Consider the following 24015-nt stretch of genomic DNA (forward strand, 5'->3'; position numbering starts at 1 on the left):
TGCGGTTCAGCAGTTGCATCTGGCGTGGGTCTTCAGCCAACCGGCAATACGGGTCGCCAAAGTGGCGTAGCCAATCATCACGATGATATCCACTACCACCGTGGTGACGCCAAGCACTACATACTGCTCGCCTGGGGTTGATTGGGCAAAATAAACTGCGGAAACAGCGCGGCCAGAAAAACGATGCTTTTCGGGTTGGTCAGATTTACCAGCACGGCACGGCGAAACAGACGGCGGCGCGGCAGGGTACCCGCCAGCGTATGCAAGTCCAGCGAACCGGCGGCGCGCCACTGCTGAATACCGAGCCACACCAGATAAGCGGCACCCAGCCATTTCAGCAATTCAAAAGCCATCAGCGACTGCGAGATCAGCGCCCCCAGGCCAATGCCCACCAGCAGGATATGCAGGCTCAGCCCGACCTGCAGCCCGGCGATCGAGGCTGCTGCCCCACGGTAACCGTGGCTGATGCCGGTGCTCATGGTGTTGATCGCTCCAGAGCCGGGTGACAGGCTGAGGATAAGGGTTGTCAGCAGGTAGGTTAGCCACCAGTCCAAAGTCATTGCAGTGCTCCCTGAAAGCGCCAATTTGTGCCAAAATGATTCGGTTTTTGTAGGAATTGAATCACAATACGCTAGTTATTTCTTGTGCCAGCGGTCACATTTTTATCGCTGGCGGCTCAGGGAAAAGCATTTGATGACGTCGTTTACTCTCAGCACCGATGACTGGTTAACGCGTGAAACGCAGTTTGCTGCTTTCGCCACCGGCCCGCTGCTGGACTTTTGGCGGCTGCGTGAGGAGGCGAGTTCATCGGCGTTGGCGGCGTACCCATCCGCTTTGTACGATTCTGTTCTGCGCGTCATCAGCGGGTGGTGTGGTAAGCCCCGGCCGCATCGAAAGTTACGTTAAATATCCTGAGGGCCTACGATCTGTTCCAGTGTGGCTATGATGTGATGATTTTAGATCACCGTGGGCAAGGCCGTTCCGGCCGTTTGCTGGCGGATACGCACCGTGGTCATGTGATAAACTTCAGCGATTACGTCGACGATTTCACCCAGTTTTATCAGCAGGAAGTGAAGCCACGCGGTTACCGGCAACGCTTTGCGCTGGCGCACTCAATGGGGGGCGCGATCCTGGCGCAATTTCTGGTACGTCAGCCGCAGGCCTTTGACGCCGCCGCGTTTTGTGCGCCAATGTTCGGCATTTATTTACCGATGCCGGGTTGGATGGCCAATCGCATTCTTGACTGGGCGGAGAAGCACCAGAAGGTGCGTGAGTACTATGCGATAGGCACCGGCCAGTGGCGGCCACTGCCGTACGTGGTCAACGTGTTGACCCACAGTCGTGAACGTTATCGGCGCTGCTTGCGCTATTACGCCGACTATCCCGAGCTGCAGGTGGGGGGGCCCACTTACCATTGGGTGCGAGAAAGTCTCCAGGCCGGTCGGGATATCATCGCTCAGGCGGCTAACATCACTACGCCGCTATTGTTATTGCAGGCCGGGGAGGATCGGGTGGTCGACAATCGCTCTCACCAGGCTTTTTGTCAGGCATTGTCAGAAGCGGGGCACCCTTGCGAAGGGGAAAAACCGCAGGTTATCGAAGGCGCACGGCATGAGATCCTGTTTGAGCGGGACGCGATGCGCGCCGAAGCACTGAACGCAATCCTGCGTTTCTTTGCTCAACACTTAGGTGGTACCCCTACCGCCGACCACTCCATCAGAGGTTAGAACATACCGCTATGTATCACGTCGTCGCTTCCGATTTAGATGGCACGCTGCTGTCACCTGACCACACCTTGTCCCCGTACGCCAAAGAGACCTTGAAGCTGCTGACCCAGCGTGGGGTACATTTCGTCTTCGCTACCGGGCGTCACCATATCGACGTTGCGCAGATCCGCGATAACCTCGACATCAGCGCCTTTATGATCACGTCCAACGGCGCTCGCGTGCACAACACCGACGGTGAGCTGATTTTCAGCCATAACCTGGCCGAAGACATTGCCCGCGACCTTTACGGCATGCTGCATAACGATGCCGATATCACCACCAACGTCTACCGCAACGACGACTGGTACATCAACCGCGAAAGCCCTGAACAGAAAGAGTTTTTCCAGGAATCCATTTTCCAGTACCAGTTGTTCGAACCGGGCCTGTTGGAAACCGACGGCGTGTGCAAGGTGTACTTCACCTGCGACGATCACGAAAAGCTGCTGCCGCTGGAAGATGCCATCAATGCACGCTGGGGCGATCGGGTTAACGTCAGCTTCTCGTTCCCAACCTGTCTGGAAGTGATGGCGGGTGGCGTGTCAAAAGGGCATGCGCTGGAAGAAGTGGCCAAGATCATCGGTTATACGTTGAAAGAGTGCATCGCCTTCGGCGACGGCATGAACGATCTGGAAATGCTGTCGATGGCCGGTAAAGGCTGCATCATGCGCGACGCGCATCAGCGGCTGAAAGATAAACTGCCTGAGCTGGAAGTCATTGGCTCAAACGTCGACGACGCGGTGCCACATTACCTGCGGAAAATGTTCCTGGGTTGATATGAACAGGGCGCCTTGCGGCGCCCTGATTGGTATTACTTGTGCTGGCCCTGCTTTTGCAGGAATTGCACGCCCTTGTCAGGGAAGTCGGTGAACACGCCGTCCACGCCCGCCTGGTTGTAAATCACGTCATACAGCTGATTCACGTCGGTCACGTAGTCTGGCAGCGCGTCGGCGCGGATGGTGAATGGGTGCACCGCCAACTTGTTGGCATGCGCTTATTTCACCATGTCGGTCAGCACTACCTTGCCCGGCTTGGATTTTTCCGCCACCACCAGCATGTGGTAGTCCGGTCCGATGCCGTCGGCATACTGGGCGATTTGCTTCATCGCGCCCGGTTTGAACATCCAGTCATAGTCGTATTCCACCCATTTGCCGTCGGCTTTCTGCTCGTAGGTTTCCTGCCACTTGTTATAGGCGATCAATTGGATCAGCTTCAGATCCATGCCCATTTTCGGTTCCAGCTCGGTTTTAATCCGCTTCAGCTCGTTGGCATCGAAGCATTGCAGATAAACGTTATCGCCCTTGCCGGTGTAGCCGTACTGTTTCAGAACCGCCAGCACCTTGCTGGAAATGTCTTTCCCTTCCTGCTTATGGAACCACGGCGCTTTGATTTCCGGGTAAATACCGATGTTTTTGCCGGTTGAATGATTCAAACCCTGCACAAATTCGATCTCTTCCTGGAAGGTATGGACGCGGAAGTCGGATTTACCCATCGGGAAACGACCCGGGTAACCCTGTACCTTCTTGCCATTTTCGATCTCAAAACCTTCGGTGAACTTCAGCGACTTGATTTCAGGCAGCGTAAAGTCGATGGCGTAATAACGGCCGTCTTTGCGCGCGCGGTCCGGGAAACGCTCTGCTACGTCGGTGACGCGATCGAGGTAGTGGTCATGCAACACCACCAGCTCGTTGTCCTTGGTCATCACCAGATCTTGTTCGAGGAAATCCGCGCCCTGCGCGTAGGCCATGGCCTTCGCCGGCAGCGTGTGTTCCGGCAGATAACCGCTGGCGCCACGGTGGGCGATTACCACCTTGTCGGCGGCTTGTGCGGCGCTGACCATTGAGGTGGCCAGGATAATCCCTGCCAGCAGGGCTTTGACTTGAGTCCGCATATTGTTGTTCTCCATGTTGTAGGTGCAGGGGTATTAAAAAGGCCGCAAGGCGGCCTTTAAATAATGCGAAAGTTGTATGACGCTTAACCGCGTTTGTTGGCAGCGATTTCCGCGTGGTGTTTTTTCTCGCTCATCATGGTCAGCAACAGCAGCACTACCGCGCCGATGCTACCGCCAATCATCACCATAAAGCCGCCGTCCCAACCGAAGTAGTCAACGGTGTAGCCGACGATGGCGCTGGCTGCAACAGAGCCGCCCAGGTAACCGAACAGACCGGTGAAGCCTGCGGCGGTGCCGGCGGCTTTCTTCGGTGCCAGTTCCAGTGCGTGCAGGCCGATCAGCATGACCGGGCCGTAAATCAGGAAGCCGATGGTGATCATACAGGCCATATCGATGCCAGGATTACCGACCGGGTTCAGCCAGTAAACGACGGTGGCAATGGTCACCAGCGTCATGAAGAACACGCCGGTAGCGCCGCGGTTACCCTTGAACACCTTGTCCGACATCCAGCCGCACAGCAGGGTGCCCGGAATACCGGCATACTCGTACAGGAAGTAAGCCCATGAAGACTTGTCCAGCGCGAAGTGTTTCACTTCTTTCAGGTAGGTCGGTGACCAGTCCAGAATGCCGTAACGCAGCAGATAAACGAACACGTTGGCTACGGCGATGTACCACAGCAGTTTGTTCGGCAGGATGTACTGCATGAAGATCTGCTTGGCCGTCAGCTCTTCTTCCGCTTTGTCGGTGTAGTCGTCCGGATAATCGTTTTTGTATTCTTCAATCGGCGGCAGGCCGCAGGATTGCGGGTGTCGCGCATCAGGGCAAAGGCGATCAGGGCTACCAGAATGGCACCGAAGGCCGGCATGTACAGCGCCGCGTGCCAGTCGTTGAACCAGGCCATACCCAGCAAGAACAGCAGCGGTGGCAGGCCGCCACCCACGTTATGGGCGCAGTTCCAGACCGAAACGATACCGCCACGCTCTTTCTGCGACCACCAGTGCACCATGGTACGGCCACAAGGCGGCCAGCCCATGCCCTGGAACCAACCGCACAGGAACAGCAGCACGAACATGACCGCGATGCTCGATGTCGCCCATGGAACGAAGCCCATGAACAGCATGACCGCAGCAGCCAAAATCAGGCCGGCGGGCAGGAACACGCGAGGGTTGGAGCGGTCAGAAACCGACCCCATGATAAATTTGGAGAAACCGTAGGCGATGGAAATACCGGACAGCGCGAAACCGAGGTCACCGCGGCTGAAGCCCTGGTCAATCAGGTAAGGCATGGCCAGGGTGAAGTTCTTGCGCACCAGGTAGTAGGCGGCATAACCGAAGAAAATCCCCATAAATATTTGCCAGCGCAATTTACGGTACAGCGGGTCGACTTTGTCGACCGGCACACGTGAAATGTGTGCTGCCGGCTTAAAAATACTCAACATGAGCGCCTCCGATGGCTTTATCTAGTTATCACATCAATATGATCTTTTACGTTCATTTGATGATTGAGCGGATATCGAATGTGGTGTTTTTTGTTCCATAACGAGCGTCATCCTAGTCAAAACCGCCTGGTGTCGCTGTGATGAATGGCGCAAATGTTACACTTTTATGAAACACCGGCGGATTTTGAGCGATTCGTTAACGTTATGAAATAGAAAAACGCCTAAAAATCGTGATTGTGATCACATTCGTGTTTTTTGTGGACATTTTACTTTCGTTTTAAGTTCGTTATTGTTCCTTATCAAACAAAGACCCCAATGACTGTGGCCCAATAGGGCAATAACCACGGATCCAGAGGGAGCGTCATGAGCAGCCATTCAGCAGAAAACGAAACGGATGTGATCATCATTGGCGGCGGCGCGACCGGCGCGGGCATTGCTCGTGACTGCGCACGCCGCGGCCTGCGTTGCATACTGCTGGAGCGTCATGATATCGCCACCGGCGCGACCGGGCGCAACCACGGCCTGCTGCACAGCGGTGCGCGTTATGCGGTAACCGACGGCGAATCGGCGCGCGAATGCATAGAAGAACCGTATCCTCAAACGCATTGCGCATCACTGTATTGAGCGAACCGACGGGCTGTTATCACCCTGCCGCAGGATTCGCTGGCTTACCAACAGCAGTTTATTGTCTCCTGCCACAGCGCCGGTATCAACGCTGAAGCTATTGATCCGCAGTTGGCGTTGCGGCTGGAGCCGGCGGCTAATCCGGCGCTCATCGGTGCCGTGCGCGTGCCGGACGGCACTGTCGATCCTTTCCGTTTGACCGCCGCCAATATGCTCGATGCCCGTGAGCACGGCGCGCAGATCCTCACTTATCACCAGGTGGTCGGTTTATTACGCACGGGCGATCGCGTTACCGGAGTGGCGTGTTTTCGACCATCAATCGTCGCGCCGTTACGATATTCACGCCGAAGTGGTGGTCAACGCCGCCGTATCTGGGGTCAGCAGATTGCAGAATATGCCGATCTGCGAATTCGCATGTTCCCGGCCAAGGGCGCTCTGCTGATCCTGGGTCATCGCATCAACAACATGGTGATCAACCGCTGCCGCAAGCCGGCGGACGCCGACATTCTGGTGCCGGGCGACACCATCTCGCTGATTGGCACCACCTCCACCCACATTGATTATGACCAGATCGACAACATGCTGGTGACCCCGCAGGAAGTGGACATTTTAATCCGCGAGGGCGCGCTGCTGGCACCTGAATTGGCGCAAACCCGAATTCTGCGTGCTTATGCCGGCGTTCGGCCTTTGGTAGCCAGTGACGACGACCCTAGCGGTCGCAACGTCAGCCGTGGCATCGTGCTGCTCGATCATGCCAGCCGCGACGGCCTGGAAGGCTTTATCACCATCACCGGCGGCAAGCTGATGACCTACCGGCTGATGGCGCAGTGGGCGACCGATAAAGTGTGCGAAAAGCTTCGGGTAGACAGCCCCTGCACTACCGCACAGGAGGCGTTGCCGGGTTCTCGTCAGTCGGCGGAAGAAACGGTGCGTAGCGTGGTGTCTTTGCCTGCCAGTATTCGTGGTTCGGCGGTTTATCGCCACGGCGACCGTGCAAACCGCGTACCGGCGGGGGATCGGTTGGACAACAGCCTGGTGTGCGAATGCGAAGCGGTGACCGCCGGCGAGGTGCGTTATGCGGTTAACTCTCTCACCGTCAATAACCTGGTCGATTTGCGTCGCCGTACCCGCGTTGGCATGGGCACCTGCCAGGGGGAGCTTTGCGCCTGCCGTGCCGCGGGCTGCTGACACGCTTTAACGTCACCACCCCGCAGCAGTCGATCGACCAGCTATCGCATTTCCTCAACGAGCGTTGGAAAGGCGTCCGGCCTATCGCCTGGGGCGATGCGCTGCGCGAAAGTGAATTTACCAGTTGGGGTTTACCAGGGATTGTGCGGGCTCGATGCCCGGGGGGAACAGGAGGCCGATGATGCGATTTGACGTAGTGGTGATTGGCGGTGGCCTGCGGGTATGGCCTGCGCCATCCGCCTGGCGGAACAGGGCAAGCGCTGTGCGGTGGTCAGTTCTGGCCAGAGTGCACTCTATTTTTCATCCGGCTCGCTTGATCTGCTGGCGCAACTGCCCGACGGCACCCCGGTGACAGAGCCATTGGCGGCGCTGTCCGCACTGGTAACACAGGCACCCCGGCATCCCTATGCGTTGATCGGTGCCGAGCGGGTGGCGGCGCTGTCGGGTGAAGCCGCTTCACTATTGCAGCGCTGTGGGCTTGCTCTGCAGGGTGACAGCGAACGCAATCATCTGCGCATCACGCCGCTGGCACGCGCCGGGCGACCTGGCTCAGCCCGCAGGCTATCCCCGTTACGCCGTTAGGCGGTGAACTGCCGTGGCGGCACATTGCGGTGATCGGCATTGAAGGCTTTTTGGATTTTCAGCCACAGTTGGCCGCCAGTTCCCTGACGCAGTCCCTGGGCGTTCGGGCTGAGGTGGCGGATATGCACTTGCCGGCGCTGGACCGGCTGCGCAATAACCCCAGTGAGTTCCGAGCGGTAAATATCGCCAGGGTACTGGATCTGCCGGAAAACCTGACGCCAATGGCGGACGAGCTTCGGCGGTTGGCTGCGGACGCCGAGGCGATATTCTTGCCGGCCTGTCTGGGGCTGGAGGATGACGCGCCATTGGCGGCGCTGCAGGCGGCGGTCGGCAAACCGATTCGCCTGCTGCCGACGCTGCCGCCTTCAGTGCTCGGGATGAGGTTGCACCAGGCGCTGCGTTCGCGATTACAGCAATTGGGCGGCGTTTTATGCCGGGGGACAGCGTGCTGCGGGCGGATATTGAAGCCGGGCGAGTCACCGGTGTTTATACCCGTAACCACACCGACATTCCGTTGGTGGCGCAGCAGGTGGTGCTGGCCAGCGGCAGTTTTTTCAGTAATGGGCTGGTGGCGGACTTCGACGGCATACGTGAACCGGTATTTGGACTGGATGTCGACAGTAAGGCGGAGCGTGCAGACTGGAGTTGTCGCGAGCTGTTTGCTCCGCAACCCTATTTGCAGTTTGGGGTACGCACCGATAACCAGCTGCGTGCCCTAAGGCAGGGAGAGCCTTTGAGTAACCTGTATGCCATAGGGGCGGTGACCGGCGGCTACGATCCGCTGCAGCAGGGCTGCGGTGCAGGTGTTTCGTTGGTGGGAGCATTGCATGTCGCGCAACAGATTGCGGCACAGGAGGAGCAACCATGAGCCTGCACAAAGACAACAGTTTTGAGAACTGCATCAAGTGCACCGTCTGCACCACCTATTGCCCGGTGGCCAAGGTCAATCCGCTTTATCCCGGGCCCAAGCAGGCTGGGCCGGACGGCGAACGCCTACGGTTAAAAGATCCGGCGCTGTACGATGAAGCGCTGAAGTATTGCACCAACTGCAAACGCTGTGAGGTGGCCTGCCCGTCCGACGTCAAAATTGGCGATATCATTCAGCGGGCGCGTGCCGACTTTGCCCAGAGCAAGCCGACGCTGCGCGACGCCATCCTCAGTCATACCGATATAATGGGCTCACTGTCGACGCCGTTTGCGCCGATCGTCAACGCTGCCACCGGGTTAAAGCCGGTGCGCGCTCTGCTGGACAAGGCGTTGAAAATTGATCACCGTCGCGAACTGCCCAAATACTCGTTCGGCACCTTCCGCCGCTGGTACCGCCAGCAAGCGCAGGCCCAACAGCGTTACGCCGAGCAGGTGGCTTTTTTCCACGGCTGCTTCGTCAATTACAACCATCCACAGCTGGGTAAGGATCTGATCAAAGTCTTCAATGCGATGGATATCGGCGTGCAGCTGCTTAAGCGCGAAAAATGCTGCGGTGTGCCGCTGATTGCCAACGGCTTTATCGCCCAGGCCAAGAAACAGGCCAAGGTGAATGCCGAATCGCTGCATGAGGCGGTGTTGGAGCGCGGCATCCCTGTTGTGGCCACATCATCGAGCTGTACTTTACGCTGCGTGACGAATACCCGCATTTGCTGGAGGTGGATACCTCGGCGGTGCGTGAACGGGTGGAGCTGGCGACGCGCTATCTGTACCGCCTGCTCAATCAGGGGCGCAGCCTGCCGCTGAAGCGCACGCCGTTGCGGGTGGCCTACCATACGCCCTGTCACATGGAGAAAATGGGCTGGACGGCCTATACGCTGGAATTATTGCGGCAGATACCGGGGCTGGAGCTGGTGGTATTGGATTCGCAGTGTTGCGGCATTGCCGGCACCTACGGATTTAAATCCGAGAACTATGCGACTTCGCAAGGGATTGGCGCATCGCTGTTTCGCCAGATTGAGGAGAGTGGGGTCGATTTGGTGGTGACGGACTGCGAAACCTGTAAATGGCAAATCGAGATGTCGACCAGCAAGCGCTGCGAACACCCGATTACCCTGTTGGCACAGGCCCTGGCGTAGGGCGCAGCAGTGTGAACTGCGCCCTATAGGCTGAGTCAGTAAAAGTTTACTTGTTCAGTTTCAGCGTTTTGATGATGCCTTCGGCTTCACTTTGCGCCTGCTGCTGGTTATCCGCTGGCAGCGTCACCTGAATGGTCAGCATGTTGTTATCCAGCGTGCCAATCAGGATGGAGGAGTAGGCCTTCTCGCCGCCGCTGGTAATGATGCTGTCCAACTGACGCAGCGGCACGCCGTTTACGTCGATGGCTTTGTTGGTGACCACCTGCAGGTTCGCATCACGCGCGCGCTGGGTATCTTCCAGACGCTTGCTCAGGGTTTCCAGACTGTCGGCGGTTTTGTCGCCGAGGATCACGATCACTGCGCGTTGGCCGGTGCTGTCGGCGTAAACGTGCATGTTGTTCGCCTGATTACCCAGCTTGCCGCTTTGGTCCGCCATACCGACCGGCAGGGTGAACGCCAGCTTACCCTCCAGCAAGCTTACCTGTTGCCCGGCCGGTGCGCTGGCTGCGGCATCGCCCGCCGGCGCTTTGGTGTCTTTGGTTTCGCCGTCGCAGGCCGCGAGGCCAAGCACTAACAGGCTGATACCCATCAATTTTGCTACTTTACGCATTGGGCTTCCTTCTTCCTTTCAGGTAGGGTTTCACTGCCGTATCGCAACCTATTCCAGGGTGAAATGCAAGGCAGATGTTGTCACAAGGTTTTCTCAAGTAATAGCCGATAATCAGCCACTTCGCCTTTCTTTTCCAGTTGAACAATCTGATAGTGATTGTTGATGAGCATCATCAGCATCGCACGGAACTGATTACGGGTTTTCACCCTCAACTGGTGATAACCCTGCGCCCGTGCCCAGTTTTCCTGCTCGGCCAATAGCGCCATTGCCACACCATGACGGCGATAAGCCGGCAATACGGCACCCAACCAGCTGTAAAACACCCTGTCTTGTTGCTGATAACCGAGCTTGAAACCGGCAGCCTGGCCGTCGACTTCGGCGATCAGTGCGGCCATTGGGAGTGAGCCGATGCGCTGTTGCAGATCGTTGAGGTTGTGCAGATTGCCGAATTCGGGGATTTGCTGATACAGACGATGAATTTCTTCGAGGGTGGCGTGGCGGGTGGTGACGGTCATGGCGGCCTCCGGATGGGTAGGCCGCCAATGATAACACGGGTCAGCTCGGTTGCAGGCTGCTGTCGCCCTGGCGAGCGGCAATGCGTTTGAGCAGCATATTCAGCAGCACGCCGTACATTGGCAGGAAGAACAGCATGCAGATCAGCACTTTGAAGCTGTAATCGACCAGTGCAATCTCGACCCAGTTGTTGGCCATAAAGGCGTCGCTGCTCTTGTAGAATGCAATAAAGAAGAACGACAGCGTGTCGCTGATATTGCCGAGGAACATGGCCGCGGCAGGGGCCACCCACCAGGCGCTGCGCTGGCGTAACCGGTTGAAAACGTGTACGTCGAGGATCTGACCGAGCACGTAAGCCATAAAGCTGGCGACGGCGATACGTGCGACAAACAGGTTAAAGCTACCCAGTGCGGCAAACCCCTGCCATTCCCCCTGATAGGTGACGGTGGAGATGACGTACGAGATAAACAGGGCCGGCACCATCACCGAAAGAATGATGCGTCTCGCCAGTGGGGCGCCAAAAATACGCACCGTCAAGTCGGTTGCCAGAAAGATAAATGGGAAGGTAAACGCGCCCCAGGTGGTATGGAAACCGAAAATGGACATCGGCAACTGCACCAGGTAGTTACTGGAGGTAATGATGACAATATGGAACAGCGATAGCCAGACCAACGCGGTAAGGCGCTGTCGAGCGGTAAACGAATACATGTTGTAGCCTTTTTAGCAGTGGGGTGAGGGAACCCAGAATGTCTTGTCTATGCAGCGAAAAAAGCTGCGCGGCCGCATGATACGCGTTTGCGCAACCAATGCAATGGTTAAATTTAACGCAAACGTTAACGCATCTTGCACAGAAAAACTACCGGCGTAAACTAGGCGCTAATGAGATGCGGCGAGCGTACGCCGATCGCTTTTGACCGAGAAAAATTGCATGACTGACTTGTTTGCCCAGGCCGACCAGACGCTTGATGCGCTGGGGCTGCGCTGTCCGGAACCGGTAATGATGGTGCGTAAAACCGTGCGCCATATGGATAACGGTGAAACCCTGCTGATTATTGCTGACGATCCGGCCACCACCCGCGATATTCCGGGTTTTTGCCGTTTTATGGAGCACACGCTGGTGGCGCAGGAAACTGAAAAAACGCCTTACCGCTATTTATTGCGTAAAGGTGTTGAGCGCTAATCGCCGCTTTTGCCTAGCGTTTTTGCAGTATTTGCTGTGCGTCCGATGCGCGAGCATGCATTGCCAGCCCCCTGAAATCCTGCGGGCGGTAATAGTGGGACGGCACCGGCAGAGAATGCATCGCATCCGTCGGCCAGAGTTGCAGTTCACCCAGCTTTGCCAGCCAGAACCCCTGAACCTGCAGCGGTAACATCAGGCGTTGTGGGCGGTGTTTTCGAACGGCGGCAGAGCCGGCAGGCGATTGCTGCCGGTCGTGTAATCCCGTTTTAAGACCAGAAACTTCTCCGGTACCCGGCGCTGGCTGTCCCACCAGTCGCCGTCAATCCCGTCAAACTGCCGCTGAGTTGCCCTGATGGAGACAGCGCCAAGCTGGTGCAGGGCCTGGGGGAGCAAATTCTCCATGGCCTGGTTGTAGGCCGTTAGGGAAACCGCCTGCCCCTGCAAGATAGCATCGATCGCCAGCCGTGATCCCAGCAGGTTGGAATACAAATCTTCCGGTGAAAAAGCCGAGACCTCCTCAGAAAACCCCGGTACCGACTGATAGCCATACCACTGTGCCACTTCATGCCACGCCGCCATTTGAAAGGCGAGTTCTCCTGCCAAATACGCCGCGAGCGTATAGCGCTGCGCAGCATCCTGAGGCGGGGTAAAGGCGTTCAGCTGGATACGGCGTATTGCCAACTCGGGGCTAAGATCGATATTCCATTGCTGGCCCAATCGGGGTAACAGTTGGCTGAACAGGAAAAGGGTATTGTCGGCGGTGTCGCGCACGTGAGCGATATCGATAAATCCCCCGCGGCGGGTGTACATCACCCCCAATTGCTCGCTGCCAAGTCCCATCAAGTTGCTAACGGCATTGAAAGCGCTGTCGTTATAGTGGTGACGGCCAAGCCGGTCGGCATCCACCAGGTTACCCAACTGATAAAAGGGGACTGGGATACCCCAAACTTGCGCTTTGAGGTTGTAGCCAAAGGCACAGCAGGGGCGCAAACCATCCGGCGGGGACAGCGGCGCAGCCACCGGCCAGGCGATACGGCTTTCGTTGATGGGTTGCGAGGTCACCAACGTTTCCACGGGTTTGGCAGATAGCGCGGAAGTAAACGACAACAAAACCAGCAGTACAACAGAGCGCATTAAAAAGCTTCCCCAACCTGAAAGTAAAATCCACTGCTGCCACGTCCGATGCCAAAATCGAGCCGCACGTTCATTTTCGGTTTGAATTCAAAACGGTAACCCGCTCCCAGCGTGGGTAACCAGGGCCCCTGGCCCAAATCGCCGGCCTTGCTACTTAGCGTTCCCGCACCGGCCCAAAGAACGTAACCGTGGCGCCAGTTCAGCTTGCGACGATACTCGATCTGGCTGCTGAACACATTTCTGTCGCGATAGCGGCCTTGATAATAGCCGCGCATGCGTTTGTCGTCACCCAGGCCGGACAGCCTGTCCCAAGGCACCTCGCCCGTCGTCAGGCGGCTGTAAGCGTCTAACGCCAGCACGCTTTTCGCACTCAAGCTGTGGTAGGCATTGTACTGGCCTTCTACAGCATTGAAACGGCTGTCGCCGCCCAATTCTGGCGCAAAATAGGTGTCGCTCAGGCGAAGATACTGGCCACGGCTGGCATTAGAAACGAAGTCGCGCGTATCGTAACTCAGCGAACCGCTGACTCCTGAACTTAGCGATGAAACGCCGGCTTTTTGGGCCCTTAACAGGCTACTGTCATCCTCATCAGTCTTGCTGGCGTGCGTCGAGGAAAAATCCCAGCCAACCCCGCGTAGGTGGCATTGGCAATGCGATACAGCAGCTGCGGGGCTATCTGGAATGCCTGCTGCGTGTACTTTTCTTTGTTGCCGTTGTTATGCCCAGCCTGGTAACCGGTGCCCCAGAAATAGGTGGGCATATTATTCAGCGAGCCGTCGGCAAAAAAACGCCATTGGTCGTCAGCGAAAAAACTGTGGTTTTGGAAACCGACGCCGAAGGCACCGGTGGTGCTGAAAAAGCCCTTTAACGCCAGCGTCGAGTTTTGGCTGACTTTATCCTGGCTGTCCGGGCGATATATCCCCACGACGGCGGTACCGATACCAAGACCGAGTTCTGGCGTATAGAACGGGCCGGGCAAGACCCCCCAATCGATGGCTTTGCTGCTGTCGAATTGGTTGTCAGACCCCAAAGGGGCCAACATTTCATCTATTTGCTGGCGTGACAACAAAGTGGCGTGAGCTCCGGGTAGCAGAACCAACAATACCAGCGGCAAACTGCGGATCGATATTGCCATCAGAAGCGATATTCACCGGAGACCATAAAGCTGTTACGTTCGCTAAAGCCAAATTCGGTCAACAGGTTAAAGTGCCTGGTGATCTCGTATTGCGTGCCAATCAGTACGTTCCACGGCGATTGCAGGTGCTGTTTCACGTCAAAACGGCCTTCACCCTGCTGATTGGCCATCATCATCAGGCTCTGAAGTTCGGTTGGCATTTTTAAATCACTCAGGCTGCCTTTGAACCTCTGCTGGACGTCCTGATACATGGTGCCGACCCACAGGTTGAGATGGGTTTGGCCACTGATACCGGGCACCAGGAAGCGGTAACCTACCCGAGGCGACACCGTCAGTGCGGAAATCTGACCATCAAGGATATCGAAATTGGTGCGGGTGTAGTTGGTATCGACCGAGGTGAACCAGTTCTCATATCCCCCAACCAGCGTGAAACCGGCGCCGTAAGTGGTGCCTTTAAAATCGAGCTTAAAATCCAGATCGCGCAGTTGCCCACTTTGATTCATGCGGTGCACCTGACCCGCGATAACCTTGTTCAGGAAGCCTTTTTGTTGACTGGGATCGGCGTCTACGGAGACCTGGGACAACGAGCTGCCTTTGGTATGGCCGATGATGCCGTAAACATTGAGGAATGGCAGTACCCAGGTGTCCAGACGCATGGTTTCCGTTTTGCTTTTCTCGCGAGTTTTGCCCACGTCGATGTTGAACAAATTGGATGGCAAGGGAGTTTTGCCCAGGCTGAGGCCGGAAAATTGGATACTGTCGACATCGATATTTTGCCGCATGTTCATGTAGTTGATGCCGATCCCGAAGGGTTCCGGCAGATCATAACCACGGGCGCGTGCTTCATCCCCCCAAATCGGCAACAGGCGATGCTCAGGCTGGGGTTTTGCCTTGGGCGCATCGTTATGCTGGGCTGCGGGTAAGGCGTTAGGGGTGGTGAAAAGGGGGCGATCGGCGCTATCAATGAGTTGCTCTGTGGCGGCAGAATCAGGCTGCTGCGCCAGAGCCAGTGTAGGGATAAAAGGGACGACGATCAGGTTCAGGATTTTAAAATATAGCGGTTTCATTCATTCGGCCATGACTCTGATAAGTTAAGTAGGCTTATCGGGTTTCAGGAGTAGGTGGCGGAAGAATATAGAAAGGCATGCTGGTTTTATGGTTATTACGTGCGACTTGCCGGTGTTATTTTTCGGCTAAGTGAATCAGGATGCCATTGCTGGCATCCTGATATGTGGTTCTTATTACTGACGTTTCTTCAGCAAGCGTAGGGCGTTGGCGGTGACCAGCGCGGTAGCGCCAGAGTCCGCCAGCACCGCCAGCCACAGCCCGGTCAGGCCCATCAGGGTGGTGATCAGGAATATCCCTTTCAGCCCCAACGCAATGGTGATGTTCTGGCGGATATTGGCGTGTGTAGCGCGTGAGATGCGGATCATCTCCGCCACGCCCAGCAGCCGATTGTGCGTCAGCGCCGCGTCGGCGGTTTCCAGCGCCACGTCGGTGCCACTGCCCATGGCAATACCGATGCTGGAGGCTTTCATTGCCGGCGCATCGTTGATGCCATCGCCGATCATCGCCGTTGGGCGCAGCTCGCTCAACTCGGTTACCGCCCTCACTTTATCTTCCGGCAGCAAACCGGCACGGTAGTCCAGCCCCAGCTCGGCGGCAATCGCTGCGGCCGCTCGAGGGTTGTCGCCGGTTAACATTACGCCGTTGATCCCCAACGCATTCAGTTCGGCAATCGCCTGCTTGGCGTCGCTGCGCAGCGTATCGCGCAGGGCCAGCAGGCCGATCGGCACGCCATCTTCCAGTACCACTACCGCCGTTTTACCGGCATTTTCCAACCGTTCCACCTGGTTAGCACCTTGCTGATTGAGCAAGCCTGCAGCCAGTTTGGCCGGTGTACTGATCAGCACGGTTTTACCGTCGACAATGCCTTCCACACCGACGCCGGCCAACGCACGACGGTTCTGTGCCGGCGGCAAAGGAGCACCATATTGTTCGGCGCGATTGATAATGGCCTGCGCCAACGGGTGATGGGAGCCGGCTTCTACCGCCGCGGCAAGGATCAACAGTGACTGTTCGCTGATGCCGCTAAGCGGCAGCACATCCGTCACCGTCGGTTTGCCTTCCGTCAAGGTACCGGTTTTGTCGAAGGCGATGGTTTGCACCTGGCCGAGCTGTTCCAGCGCCGCGCCACCTTTAATCAACGCGCCGCGACGGGTTGCCGCCGCCAGTCCGGAGGTAATGGCTGCCGGAGTGGAAATCACCAGTGCACAAGGACAGCCGATCAGCAACAGGGTCAGGCCGCGATAAATCCAGACATCCCAGGGTTGAGCATACATCAACGGTGGCACCAGAATTACCGCGATGGCCAGCAGCATAATGGCCGGGGTGTAGTAACGGCTGAAACGGTCAAGGAAACGCTCGATCGGCGCACGGCGTTCTTCGGCTTCCTCAATCAGCTGCAGGATACGGTCGATGGCGTTTTTGCCCGGCTCGGAAATCACCTTCATCTGCGCGGCCTGATCGACCGACAAACTGCCCGCCGCCACTTTCTGACCTTGCTGACGTTCGACCGGGACCGACTCGCCGGTCAGGGCGCTTTCGTCGAAGCTGGCGAACGGGTTGAGCAGTTCGGCATCGGCCGGAAGGCGACCGCCGGGGGCAATTTCAATCACATCGCCGGGACGCAAGCTGGAGACCGGCACGCGTCTACGCTCGGTACCCTGCAGCAGCAGGGCATCTTCAGGAACCAGCTCCATCAACGCTTTCACGCCACGACGGGCGCGGTTGGCGGCGTAGGATTCGAGCATTTCGCCGACCATAAACAGCAACAGCACCATGGCCGCTTCGGCGGTAGCGCCGATAAACAGCGCGCCGATGGCTGCCACGCTCATCAGCGTTTCGATGGCAAACGGCGTGCCGGAGCGGATCAGACGTATCGCCTTGGTGGCGACCGGTGCCAACCCCACCAGCGTGGTGGCGATAAAGGCGATGCGGCTCAGCTCTGGATTGACCATGCTGAGTGCCCAACTGACGATCATCAGCGCGGTGAGCAGCAGCAACGGGCCGAATTCACCCAGGCGTGAAGGTTTAGGCGGCTCGGCTTGGTTTGCCTGGGTGCCGAGCAGGGTAAACCCGGCTTGTTGCACTGCGTCCTGGATGCGCAGGCTAAGGTTCGACTGGCCGTCTACCACCAGCTTTTCGGTGGCGAATAACACCCGTGCATTTACGACACCCGGGATGGCAGTAACGGCATTTTCAATCTTTTTAGCGCAGCTGGGACAGTCCATACCCGTGACTTTCCAACTGTAGCGCTTGCTGCCGGAGAGAGGGGCGGCAGCGAGCCTGTCACTTTCCTCGTCCGGATCGCCATGATCGTCAGCGCTGCAACAGCTGGCGCCATGATCGTGAGCATGAGAGTGTTCGCCAGGGTTGACAGCGTTTTGTTTTTCACTGCTGCAACCGTGCTGGGTTTTGCTGTGGCTGTGATTGCACCCGCAGCCACCTTCGGCATGGTTATGTTCCTGATGATTGTGATTTTCATGGTTATGCATAACGTCCCCCCTCAGGGCAGTTAATGAGCTTCTTGAAACCAACTCTACACCCTGGAGTCCACTCCAGAGTCAAGCGACGGATGAGAATTATTGCTAATGGCGCACCGGAGGGAGAATTGGGGTATTTCTTTTTTCCCATGTCGTTTATCAGGGGGCGACGAGCGTGAAGGACTCGGAAGGCACGAGGTGATTAGTCAAAAAAAGAAAATGTTATTCCTGCGGGAACTAAAAAGTACCGGCGGCTAATAATAAAGAGTTATTAATCTATAACGCTTTAGCAAAATTTAACTTTTAGCCGTCTAAATCCCAGCACGATTCGCTTGGCTCTGCAGGCCGCATTTTTGTTGGAGTTTGTTACCAACTCATGGCATTTAAGTTTCATTAATATTGTAAAGAACGTAAAAAACCAGCATAAATCGCCTTCGAAACGATAATAAATGGCTGATTATTTTATGTGCAGTTTTATACCGCTGCCTATAATTGGAATCGATTACCATTTATGGTGGTAATCTTATTTGCTGATATATATGCATTAATTCTCTCTAACACACTGCCGGCAACGGCGCATAAACTCCTTCCCGTAAGCGTACGGTTCGTTCTCCGTGGCTTCCTGGCAGGTTATGTCTATCTGTCTGATTGAAAACAATCAGCTAATGAGTGGAATCGAACCAATGCAATCTACTAAAAAGGCAATTGAAATTACTGAATCCAGCCTTGCGGCTGCGAGCTCCGCTTACAATGCAGTAGATGATTTGCTGCATTATCATGAGCGAGGCAACGGGATTCAGGTTAATGGCAAGGACTCATTTTCTACCGAGCAAGCCGGGCTGTTTATTACCCGCGAGAACCAAACCTGGAACGGTTATAAAGTTTTTGGCCAACCGGTTAAATTAACGTTCTCTTTCCCGGATTATAAATTCTCTTCCACCAACGTCGCCGGCGATACCGGACTGAGCAAATTCAGCGCGGAACAGCAGCAGCAGGCTAAGCTGTCGCTGCAGTCCTGGTCTGACGTGGCCAATATCACCTTTACCGAAGTTGGTGCCGGCCAGAAGGCCAATATCACCTTCGGTAACTACAGCCAGGATCGTCCCGGCCATTATGACTACGATACCCAGGCTTACGCCTTCCTGCCGAACACCATTTATCAGGGCCAAAACCTGGGCGGGCAGACTTGGTACAACGTCAACCAGTCCAACGTGAAACATCCGGCCAGCGAAGACTACGGCCGCCAGACCTTTACCCACGAAATTGGCCATGCGTTGGGCTTGAGCCATCCGGGCGATTACAACGCCGGTGAAGGCAACCCGACCTACAGAGACGCCAGCTACGCCGAAGATACTCGTGAGTTCAGCCTGATGAGTTACTGGAGCGAAACCAACACCGGTGGCGACAACGGCGGGCACTACGCTGCGGCGCCACTGCTGGATGACATTTCCGCTATTCAGCATCTGTATGGTGCCAACCAGACCACCCGTACCGGCGATACCGTGTATGGCTTCAACTCAAATACCGGCCGTGACTTCCTCAGTACCACCAGCAATTCGCAAAAAGTGATCTTTGCGGCCTGGGATGCGGGCGGCAATGACACCTTCGATTTCTCCGGTTACACCGCTAACCAGCGTATTAATCTGAACGAGAAATCTTTCTCCGACGTGGGTGGGCTGAAAGGCAACGTGTCCATTGCCGCAGGTGTGACCATCGAGAACGCGATTGGCGGTTCAGGCAATGACGTGATCGTCGGCAATGCGGCCAACAACGTGCTGAAAGGTGGCGCGGGCAACGACGTGCTGTTCGGCGGTGGTGGGGCTGATGAGCTGTGGGGCGGTGCGGGCAAAGACACCTTTGTCTTCTCTGCGGTCAGCGATTCTGCGCCGGGTGCCTCCGACTGGATCAAGGACTTCCAGAAAGGTATCGATAAAATCGACCTGTCATTCTTCAATCAGGGCGCGCAGGGTGGCGATCAGATCCACTTCGTCGATCATTTCAGTGGCGCTGCGGGCGAAGCCTTGCTGTCTTACAATGCGTCGAATAACGTCAGCGATCTGGCCCTGAATATTGGCGGCCATCAGGCCCCGGACTTCCTGGTGAAGATCGTCGGCCAGGTTGACGTCGCCACTGACTTTATCGTTTAACAGTGCCGGTGCTAACGCCCGGCGCCGGTTGGCCGGGCGTTATACAGGAGACGATATGAAGGGCAGCTTAGCGCACGCCGCCTTAGTGGCAGGCGGCATGATGGTTACGGGGGCAGTTATGGCCAGCAGTTTGGTTCTTCCCAGCGCGCAATCATTGGCGGGGCAATGGCTGGTCGCCAATGCCGAACAACAATGTCAGATTGAGTTTTTGGCCGGTGAACAGAGTGAAATCAACGGCTACTCATTGGTTGATCGGCAGCACTGTTTGGAAAAGGTGTTAACCGCCGAGGTGGTCGGTTGGCGCCCTGCACCGGACGGCATCGCTTTGCTGCGGGCGGATGGCAGTACGCTGGCGTTCTTCTCGCGCGATGGCGATATTTACCGCAACCAGCTTGGCGCGGATGACGGACTGACGCTGAAAGCGCTGGTATAACAACAGCGGGTTCGGCAGTCGAACCCGCCCTGAGCAGCCTTACAGATACAGCGAACGTACGATCAGGAAATGGCCGGAGAAATAGCAGAAGGCCACCAGCGCATCCGCGGCGCGGAAGGTCCAGCGATAGCGGTTAACCAGCCACACCACGTTGGCCAGCAGCAGCAGTGAAGTGCCCGCCAGCAGCGAGAAACCGAAATCGGTGCTGCGCATAAAGTACTGCTCACCCGCCAGCCACACCATCAGCAGCGTCATCGCTACATAAGTGGCGATCGGCCAACGCATTTCTTCCAGTCGCGTCCAAATTGTTGCCAGTAACAGCACGCCGATAATCAGCAGCGCCAGCGGCAGCGGCCAAAACAGGCTGAAGGTCATCTGACTGGCGAAGCTCAGGGTATACAGCAAGTGCGACAGGAAAAAGGCACCGATGGCGTAAAGCACGCGTTCGCGCGGCAGCAGCAGCAAGGTGTCGGCGATTAAGGTTGCCAGCAGGCCGAGGACGATCAAATACCCTGCAGGCCCCAACACCGGCGCTTGCCAGGCCAGCAATAACAACAGCAGCAGAGTGATGGGCTTAAACACCCAGCGCTGCCAGCGAGGTCCACGGTAGGAGGCATCGACGAACAGCCAACCGGAAAAGAATACGGCAAGGAACGGCCAACTCATTATGTCTTCCTTATTCATTGTGGGAACCACAGCAACCGGTTCCAAATTGTTACCAGTGTCACTTCCTGTTTGCAGTGTAGGCAGCGCCTCTGCGATCGACAATGCTTTCTTGCTGATGAACTGTAACTTATTTGCAGAGTAAGAAAGGGAGCCGTGGTTTTTCTCGGGAAAATTTACTGACAATGGCTGCTCGACCGCCGTGAATCATTTTCTAAGAACAATAACTGCCCGATGCGAATGCTAATTAATTAGTAATTAATGCTGCGCGTGACAATAATAGCTAAGGATTAATCTTAGAGTCTCATTACTATTTAGCACGTTTGGTAACTGTATTTGCATTTTTGGCTGTTTTTTAAACCCGCCATCGGTCCTGTTTGATACATGATGTTTCTGGGGAGTTATGCAATTGGAAATAAGAAAATATCTGAATGAATCAGAAATAAAAAAAATGATAAAAAATATAAAGGGAGGACTAAACTCGGTCAGGGACAGCTGTATGATCACCATGTGCTTTGTTCACGGTTTGCGGGCCAGCGAGTTAAGCCGTATGACGCTGGACAATATAGAACTCGCCGAGCGGCGGGTTTTTATTTCGCGACTGAAAAATGGTCTGTCGGTTCAGCACCCATTACAACCGGATGAGACCCTGATGCTTAAACGCTGGCTGGATGACCGTAAAGACAGCCCGCATGCCGGCCAGCCCTGGTTGTTTTTGTCGCGCAAGGGCGGCCGGCTATCGCGCCAGCAAATCTACCGACTGATCCGCGATTACGGTAAAGCGGCCTGTCTCGAATTACCTGCCCATCCCCACATGTTGCGTCACGCCTGCGGTTATAGCCTGGCAAATAAAGGTATGGATACCCGGTTGATACAAGACTATCTCGGCCACCGGAATATTCAGCATACGGTACTCTATACCGCCAGCAATGCCCAACGATTCAAAAGAATTGAATTTTAACTTTCGGCCAGGGCTTAATTCGCGCGAAATGGTCACAGCGTGATAATTAAGCGATGGCTTTTTTCCTATTGGCCATTGATTTAATGTTTAAGGCCTATTCAGAGTGGACGAGGCAGTTTTTTTGGGGCCCGGCATGGTAGTGCTCGGCGGCGGCAAACAGTGCCACCTCATGGGGCACATTAAGTCGGCGCATAAGATTGTGTTTTTGGCCACTCACCGTTTTGACGCTTTTCCCCAGCAACTGCGCGGTCGCCGTGACGCTGCCGTTGCGCAGCAGGGCGGTCAACACTTGCTGTTCCGCTGCCGGTAAGGCAATCTGCGCGGTTGCATGCTGTGGGCCGTAAAGCAGCGCCCCCAGCGCATAGAGTTCGCCGTTATGTTGCAAACCGGCTTTGTCCATGGCCCGTTTTTTATGGCTGGAAATGGTGCGGATATCTCGGTTCATGCGGGCAGCCAGCTGCCAGGGGTGCATGCCGCCAAGCAATGTCAGCAACACCCGACTCTCTGTTAGCGTCAAAAGTGGCAGGCTCTGTGGCTGTTTGGTGGCCAGACCGGGGGCGATGTTCAGCACGCCTAACAGACGGTGCCAGGCTGGGGTGGAAAACGGTGCTTGCAGACTCAGTTCCAGGTCATGCCGGCAAGACTTCAGCACCACCAGTTGCCACAGCAGCGGTAGCCAGTTGACGCCGCCGGTATGGGGCAGGGGCTCTAGCCGCACGGCGCTTTCGGCGGCGGGCTGCAGTTTGAGAACAATGCTGGGCAGACTGTCCGCCGTGGCAATATTACGAAGCAGGTCCAGCTCCTTGGGAGCGGGGAAATAGCCGGTACGATTGTTAACGGTCAAACGCATATCATCTCTCCTGCAATCAAATGAAAAAATTGTGCCGGGGTTAAAAAAACCAGTAGAGCAGCAGCGCAAAAAGACACCAGAGCAGTGCACTGAGGGTAAGCATCAGGTTCCAGACAAGCCGCTCCAGGTGATACAAGGTTCTTTTGGTCAAGACAGGGTCATTCCCCCTTGGTTTGAAAAAGTCGGGGCCGGTTAGACGCAACGCTGTTCATGTCATTACGGCTTGGCCCCGGTGGGAAAAAGTTGTCTATAGGCAACCTCTCCAATGAGGGGGAGCGAAAAGGGCCGGTTATTACAGATGCAGTTCGCTCCACGGCCGCTGCAGCAGTTGTGCCCAGACGCTTTGCCTGTCTTCATTGCGAACCCTGGTACTCTTTGTTCGTAATGGCACAGGTTGGCTTACCGTGCGGATCCAGACCCGCAGTTCCTGGCGGTGCGATCGCGGATGGGTATAAACGTGTTGATCGCAGGTGATGCAAGGGCTGTGTACGATATAGCGCAGAATGTAACCCGCTTTACGGCGCGGTACGTTAAAGGCCTGCATGATGCGTTGGCGATTCAGATAGTGGTTTTGCAGCAACCCCCAGGTGGCCACAATGCGACATAACGGCTGTTCGGCCAGGTGCGCTACCGTATCCGGCAGGGTGATATTCTCGTCATGCTGAAGCTTCATAAACCCCCCTGTCTCCTTGTAGAATGAATAGTTGTTGGTGTGGCTTTGCCATGGATAAATTGTCTTGTGCCCGGTGCTTTCGATTAATGCTGAAACCCGTGATGGGTGACTTGAAAAAAACAAGAGTGAATCTGTCGCCACTATTGCGTATTTTCTTCACGAGCATGTATCCACCAGTATTTCCACCTTTGCTGTTTTAAAGGGAACTGGTGCAGAGATGCAGAATTTCATTTTGGTATATCAATTAAAGTTATTTTTTTATTTTCTCCTTTCATTTCAGTGTGATGCATTGGTTTTTTATCGTGCTGAAAATGCGACATTTTGGACCAAATTGTGACATTCAGATAATTAATCTGTTTTTAGGTATCCCCGCGGGCTAATGTTTTAGTTTTCGTGGGGTGCTGACGGATTTGTCAGTGTATGTATCTGAAAAAAAATGACGTTGCTTCGCTGTTTAATTGCGTTAATTTATTTAACAAAGGTTCGCTTCGGTGAGCCTTTTTTATTTTGTTTAGTGGGTTGTTGATATTGAAGGAAATAAAATTGTTGCGTGAAAGTGGGGGGTATTCTTATTGACTTGAAATCGTACAAAACTAAGATATGTAACACTTTGGTCCAAAAT

Annotated in this window: 13 protein-coding genes and 9 pseudogenes; 9 read left to right on the plus strand and 13 right to left on the minus strand. The window is 55.6% G+C overall.

Annotation, left to right across the window (positions count from 1 at the left end):
• Window positions 1-560, minus strand: a pseudogene (rhtB, locus tag EBA31_RS00005) (homoserine/homoserine lactone efflux protein); the annotation flags it as partial.
• A gap of 133 nt (window positions 561-693) precedes the next feature.
• Between rhtB and pldB the strand changes: the two are divergent.
• Together pldB and yigL are read left to right on the plus strand one after the other, a co-directional pair.
• A pseudogene (gene pldB, locus EBA31_RS00010) lies at window positions 694-1727 on the plus strand (lysophospholipase L2).
• Between the two features lie 11 nt (window positions 1728-1738).
• Window positions 1739-2539: a sugar/pyridoxal phosphate phosphatase YigL gene (gene yigL, locus EBA31_RS00015; RefSeq protein ID WP_020824784.1), complete on the plus strand. Its 801-nt coding sequence runs from the start codon at window positions 1739-1741 to the stop codon at window positions 2537-2539.
• 35 nt (window positions 2540-2574) lie between these two features.
• Here yigL and glpQ read toward each other — a convergent pair.
• Both glpQ and glpT read right to left on the minus strand, forming a co-directional pair.
• Window positions 2575-3654 (minus strand): annotated as a pseudogene (gene glpQ, locus EBA31_RS00020) (glycerophosphodiester phosphodiesterase).
• Between the two features lie 83 nt (window positions 3655-3737).
• Window positions 3738-5092, minus strand: a pseudogene (gene glpT / locus EBA31_RS00025) (glycerol-3-phosphate transporter).
• A gap of 363 nt (window positions 5093-5455) precedes the next feature.
• Between glpT and glpA the strand changes: the two are divergent.
• From glpA to glpC, 3 pseudogenes are all read left to right on the plus strand, one after another.
• A pseudogene (gene glpA, locus EBA31_RS00035) lies at window positions 5456-6904 on the plus strand (anaerobic glycerol-3-phosphate dehydrogenase subunit A).
• A 181-nt stretch (window positions 6905-7085) separates the two neighbouring features.
• Window positions 7086-8354, plus strand: a pseudogene (glpB, locus tag EBA31_RS00040) (glycerol-3-phosphate dehydrogenase subunit GlpB).
• A pseudogene (gene glpC, locus EBA31_RS00045) lies at window positions 8351-9549 on the plus strand (anaerobic glycerol-3-phosphate dehydrogenase subunit GlpC). Before glpB ends, glpC begins: the two co-directional pseudogenes overlap by 4 nt.
• A 46-nt stretch (window positions 9550-9595) precedes the next feature.
• On the opposite strand, the gene EBA31_RS00050 reads toward glpC, so the two are convergent.
• The 3 genes from EBA31_RS00050 to EBA31_RS00060 all read right to left on the minus strand — a co-directional run bounded on the left by EBA31_RS00050 (window position 9596) and on the right by EBA31_RS00060 (window position 11380).
• Window positions 9596-10159, minus strand: a complete 564-nt coding sequence (locus EBA31_RS00050) for a DcrB family lipoprotein (protein ID WP_048762234.1) — start codon at window positions 10157-10159, stop codon at window positions 9596-9598.
• A gap of 80 nt (window positions 10160-10239) precedes the next feature.
• Window positions 10240-10674 (minus strand): GNAT family N-acetyltransferase, encoded by a 435-nt coding sequence (locus EBA31_RS00055; protein WP_122076526.1) that lies wholly within the window; start codon window positions 10672-10674, stop codon window positions 10240-10242.
• Between the two features lie 40 nt (window positions 10675-10714).
• Window positions 10715-11380, minus strand: coding sequence for a 7-cyano-7-deazaguanine/7-aminomethyl-7-deazaguanine transporter (locus tag EBA31_RS00060; RefSeq protein ID WP_020824792.1), 666 nt, complete (start codon window positions 11378-11380; stop codon window positions 10715-10717).
• 220 nt (window positions 11381-11600) lie between these two features.
• Between EBA31_RS00060 and tusA the strand changes: the two genes are divergently transcribed.
• Complete coding sequence (gene tusA, locus EBA31_RS00065; protein ID WP_020824793.1) at window positions 11601-11852, plus strand: sulfurtransferase TusA; 252 nt, start codon at window positions 11601-11603, stop codon at window positions 11850-11852.
• Between the two features lie 28 nt (window positions 11853-11880).
• On the opposite strand, the pseudogene EBA31_RS00070 reads toward tusA, so the two are convergent.
• The 4 genes and pseudogenes from EBA31_RS00070 to EBA31_RS00085 form a co-directional block, all read right to left on the minus strand.
• A pseudogene (locus EBA31_RS00070) lies at window positions 11881-12986 on the minus strand (DUF4056 domain-containing protein); the annotation flags it as partial.
• Window positions 12986-14121: pseudogene (locus tag EBA31_RS00075) on the minus strand (BamA/TamA family outer membrane protein). The pseudogenes EBA31_RS00075 and EBA31_RS00070, both read right to left, overlap by 1 nt.
• Entirely contained in the window at window positions 14121-15188 is a 1068-nt protein-coding gene (locus tag EBA31_RS00080; protein ID WP_116691456.1) for a hypothetical protein, read from the minus strand. The pseudogene EBA31_RS00075 and the gene EBA31_RS00080 overlap by 1 nt, the downstream one beginning before the upstream one ends.
• Window positions 15189-15362: 174 nt before the next feature.
• A complete protein-coding gene (locus EBA31_RS00085) occupies window positions 15363-17678 on the minus strand; it encodes a zinc/cadmium/mercury/lead-transporting ATPase (RefSeq protein ID WP_122076529.1) in 2316 nt (771 codons plus the stop codon).
• 671 nt (window positions 17679-18349) lie between these two features.
• On the opposite strand from EBA31_RS00085, the gene EBA31_RS00090 reads away from it, so the two are divergent.
• Both EBA31_RS00090 and EBA31_RS00095 read left to right on the plus strand, forming a co-directional pair.
• A complete protein-coding gene (locus EBA31_RS00090) occupies window positions 18350-19813 on the plus strand; it encodes a serralysin family metalloprotease (protein ID WP_020824798.1) in 1464 nt (487 codons plus the stop codon).
• A gap of 55 nt (window positions 19814-19868) precedes the next feature.
• Window positions 19869-20246: an AprI/Inh family metalloprotease inhibitor gene (locus tag EBA31_RS00095; RefSeq protein WP_122076532.1), complete on the plus strand. Its 378-nt coding sequence runs from the start codon at window positions 19869-19871 to the stop codon at window positions 20244-20246.
• A gap of 39 nt (window positions 20247-20285) precedes the next feature.
• Here EBA31_RS00095 and EBA31_RS00100 read toward each other — a convergent pair whose 3' ends face one another.
• On the minus strand, window positions 20286-20912 hold the full coding sequence (locus EBA31_RS00100; RefSeq protein WP_020824800.1) for a lysoplasmalogenase: 627 nt from the start codon (window positions 20910-20912) through the stop codon (window positions 20286-20288).
• Window positions 20913-21312: 400 nt separating this feature from the next.
• Between EBA31_RS00100 and EBA31_RS00105 the strand changes: the two genes are divergently transcribed.
• The gene (locus EBA31_RS00105) at window positions 21313-21870 is read left to right on the plus strand and encodes a tyrosine-type DNA invertase (RefSeq protein WP_369982314.1); all 558 of its coding nucleotides are present in this window, start codon (window positions 21313-21315) and stop codon (window positions 21868-21870) included.
• A gap of 94 nt (window positions 21871-21964) precedes the next feature.
• On the opposite strand, the gene EBA31_RS00110 is transcribed toward EBA31_RS00105, so the two are convergent.
• Window positions 21965-22720: a LuxR C-terminal-related transcriptional regulator gene (locus EBA31_RS00110; protein ID WP_122076535.1), complete on the minus strand. Its 756-nt coding sequence runs from the start codon at window positions 22718-22720 to the stop codon at window positions 21965-21967.
• 292 nt (window positions 22721-23012) lie between these two features.
• Window positions 23013-23393, minus strand: coding sequence for a CaiF/GrlA family transcriptional regulator (locus EBA31_RS00115; RefSeq protein WP_122076538.1), 381 nt, complete (start codon window positions 23391-23393; stop codon window positions 23013-23015).
• Window positions 23394-24015 lie beyond the last annotated feature (622 nt).

The sequence above is a fragment of the Serratia sp. P2ACOL2 genome (assembly GCF_003691565.1).
Taxonomy (GTDB): domain Bacteria; phylum Pseudomonadota; class Gammaproteobacteria; order Enterobacterales; family Enterobacteriaceae; genus Serratia; species Serratia liquefaciens.

Bases quoted from the DNA above. Each gene is read 5' to 3' on its own strand.
- yigL (WP_020824784.1), top strand. From the start codon at position 1,739: ATGTATCACGTCGTCGCTTCCGATTTAGATGGCACGCTGCTGTCACCT.
- EBA31_RS00050 (WP_048762234.1), bottom strand. From the start codon at position 10,159: ATGCGTAAAGTAGCAAAATTGATGGGTATCAGCCTGTTAGTGCTTGGC.
- EBA31_RS00055 (WP_122076526.1), bottom strand. From the start codon at position 10,674: ATGACCGTCACCACCCGCCACGCCACCCTCGAAGAAATTCATCGTCTG.
- EBA31_RS00060 (WP_020824792.1), bottom strand. From the start codon at position 11,380: ATGTATTCGTTTACCGCTCGACAGCGCCTTACCGCGTTGGTCTGGCTA.
- tusA (WP_020824793.1), top strand. From the start codon at position 11,601: ATGACTGACTTGTTTGCCCAGGCCGACCAGACGCTTGATGCGCTGGGG.
- EBA31_RS00080 (WP_116691456.1), bottom strand. From the start codon at position 15,188: ATGAAACCGCTATATTTTAAAATCCTGAACCTGATCGTCGTCCCTTTT.
- EBA31_RS00085 (WP_122076529.1), bottom strand. From the start codon at position 17,678: ATGCATAACCATGAAAATCACAATCATCAGGAACATAACCATGCCGAA.
- EBA31_RS00090 (WP_020824798.1), top strand. From the start codon at position 18,350: ATGCAATCTACTAAAAAGGCAATTGAAATTACTGAATCCAGCCTTGCG.
- EBA31_RS00095 (WP_122076532.1), top strand. From the start codon at position 19,869: ATGAAGGGCAGCTTAGCGCACGCCGCCTTAGTGGCAGGCGGCATGATG.
- EBA31_RS00100 (WP_020824800.1), bottom strand. From the start codon at position 20,912: ATGAGTTGGCCGTTCCTTGCCGTATTCTTTTCCGGTTGGCTGTTCGTC.
- EBA31_RS00105 (WP_369982314.1), top strand. From the start codon at position 21,313: ATGCAATTGGAAATAAGAAAATATCTGAATGAATCAGAAATAAAAAAA.
- EBA31_RS00110 (WP_122076535.1), bottom strand. From the start codon at position 22,720: ATGCGTTTGACCGTTAACAATCGTACCGGCTATTTCCCCGCTCCCAAG.
- EBA31_RS00115 (WP_122076538.1), bottom strand. From the start codon at position 23,393: ATGAAGCTTCAGCATGACGAGAATATCACCCTGCCGGATACGGTAGCG.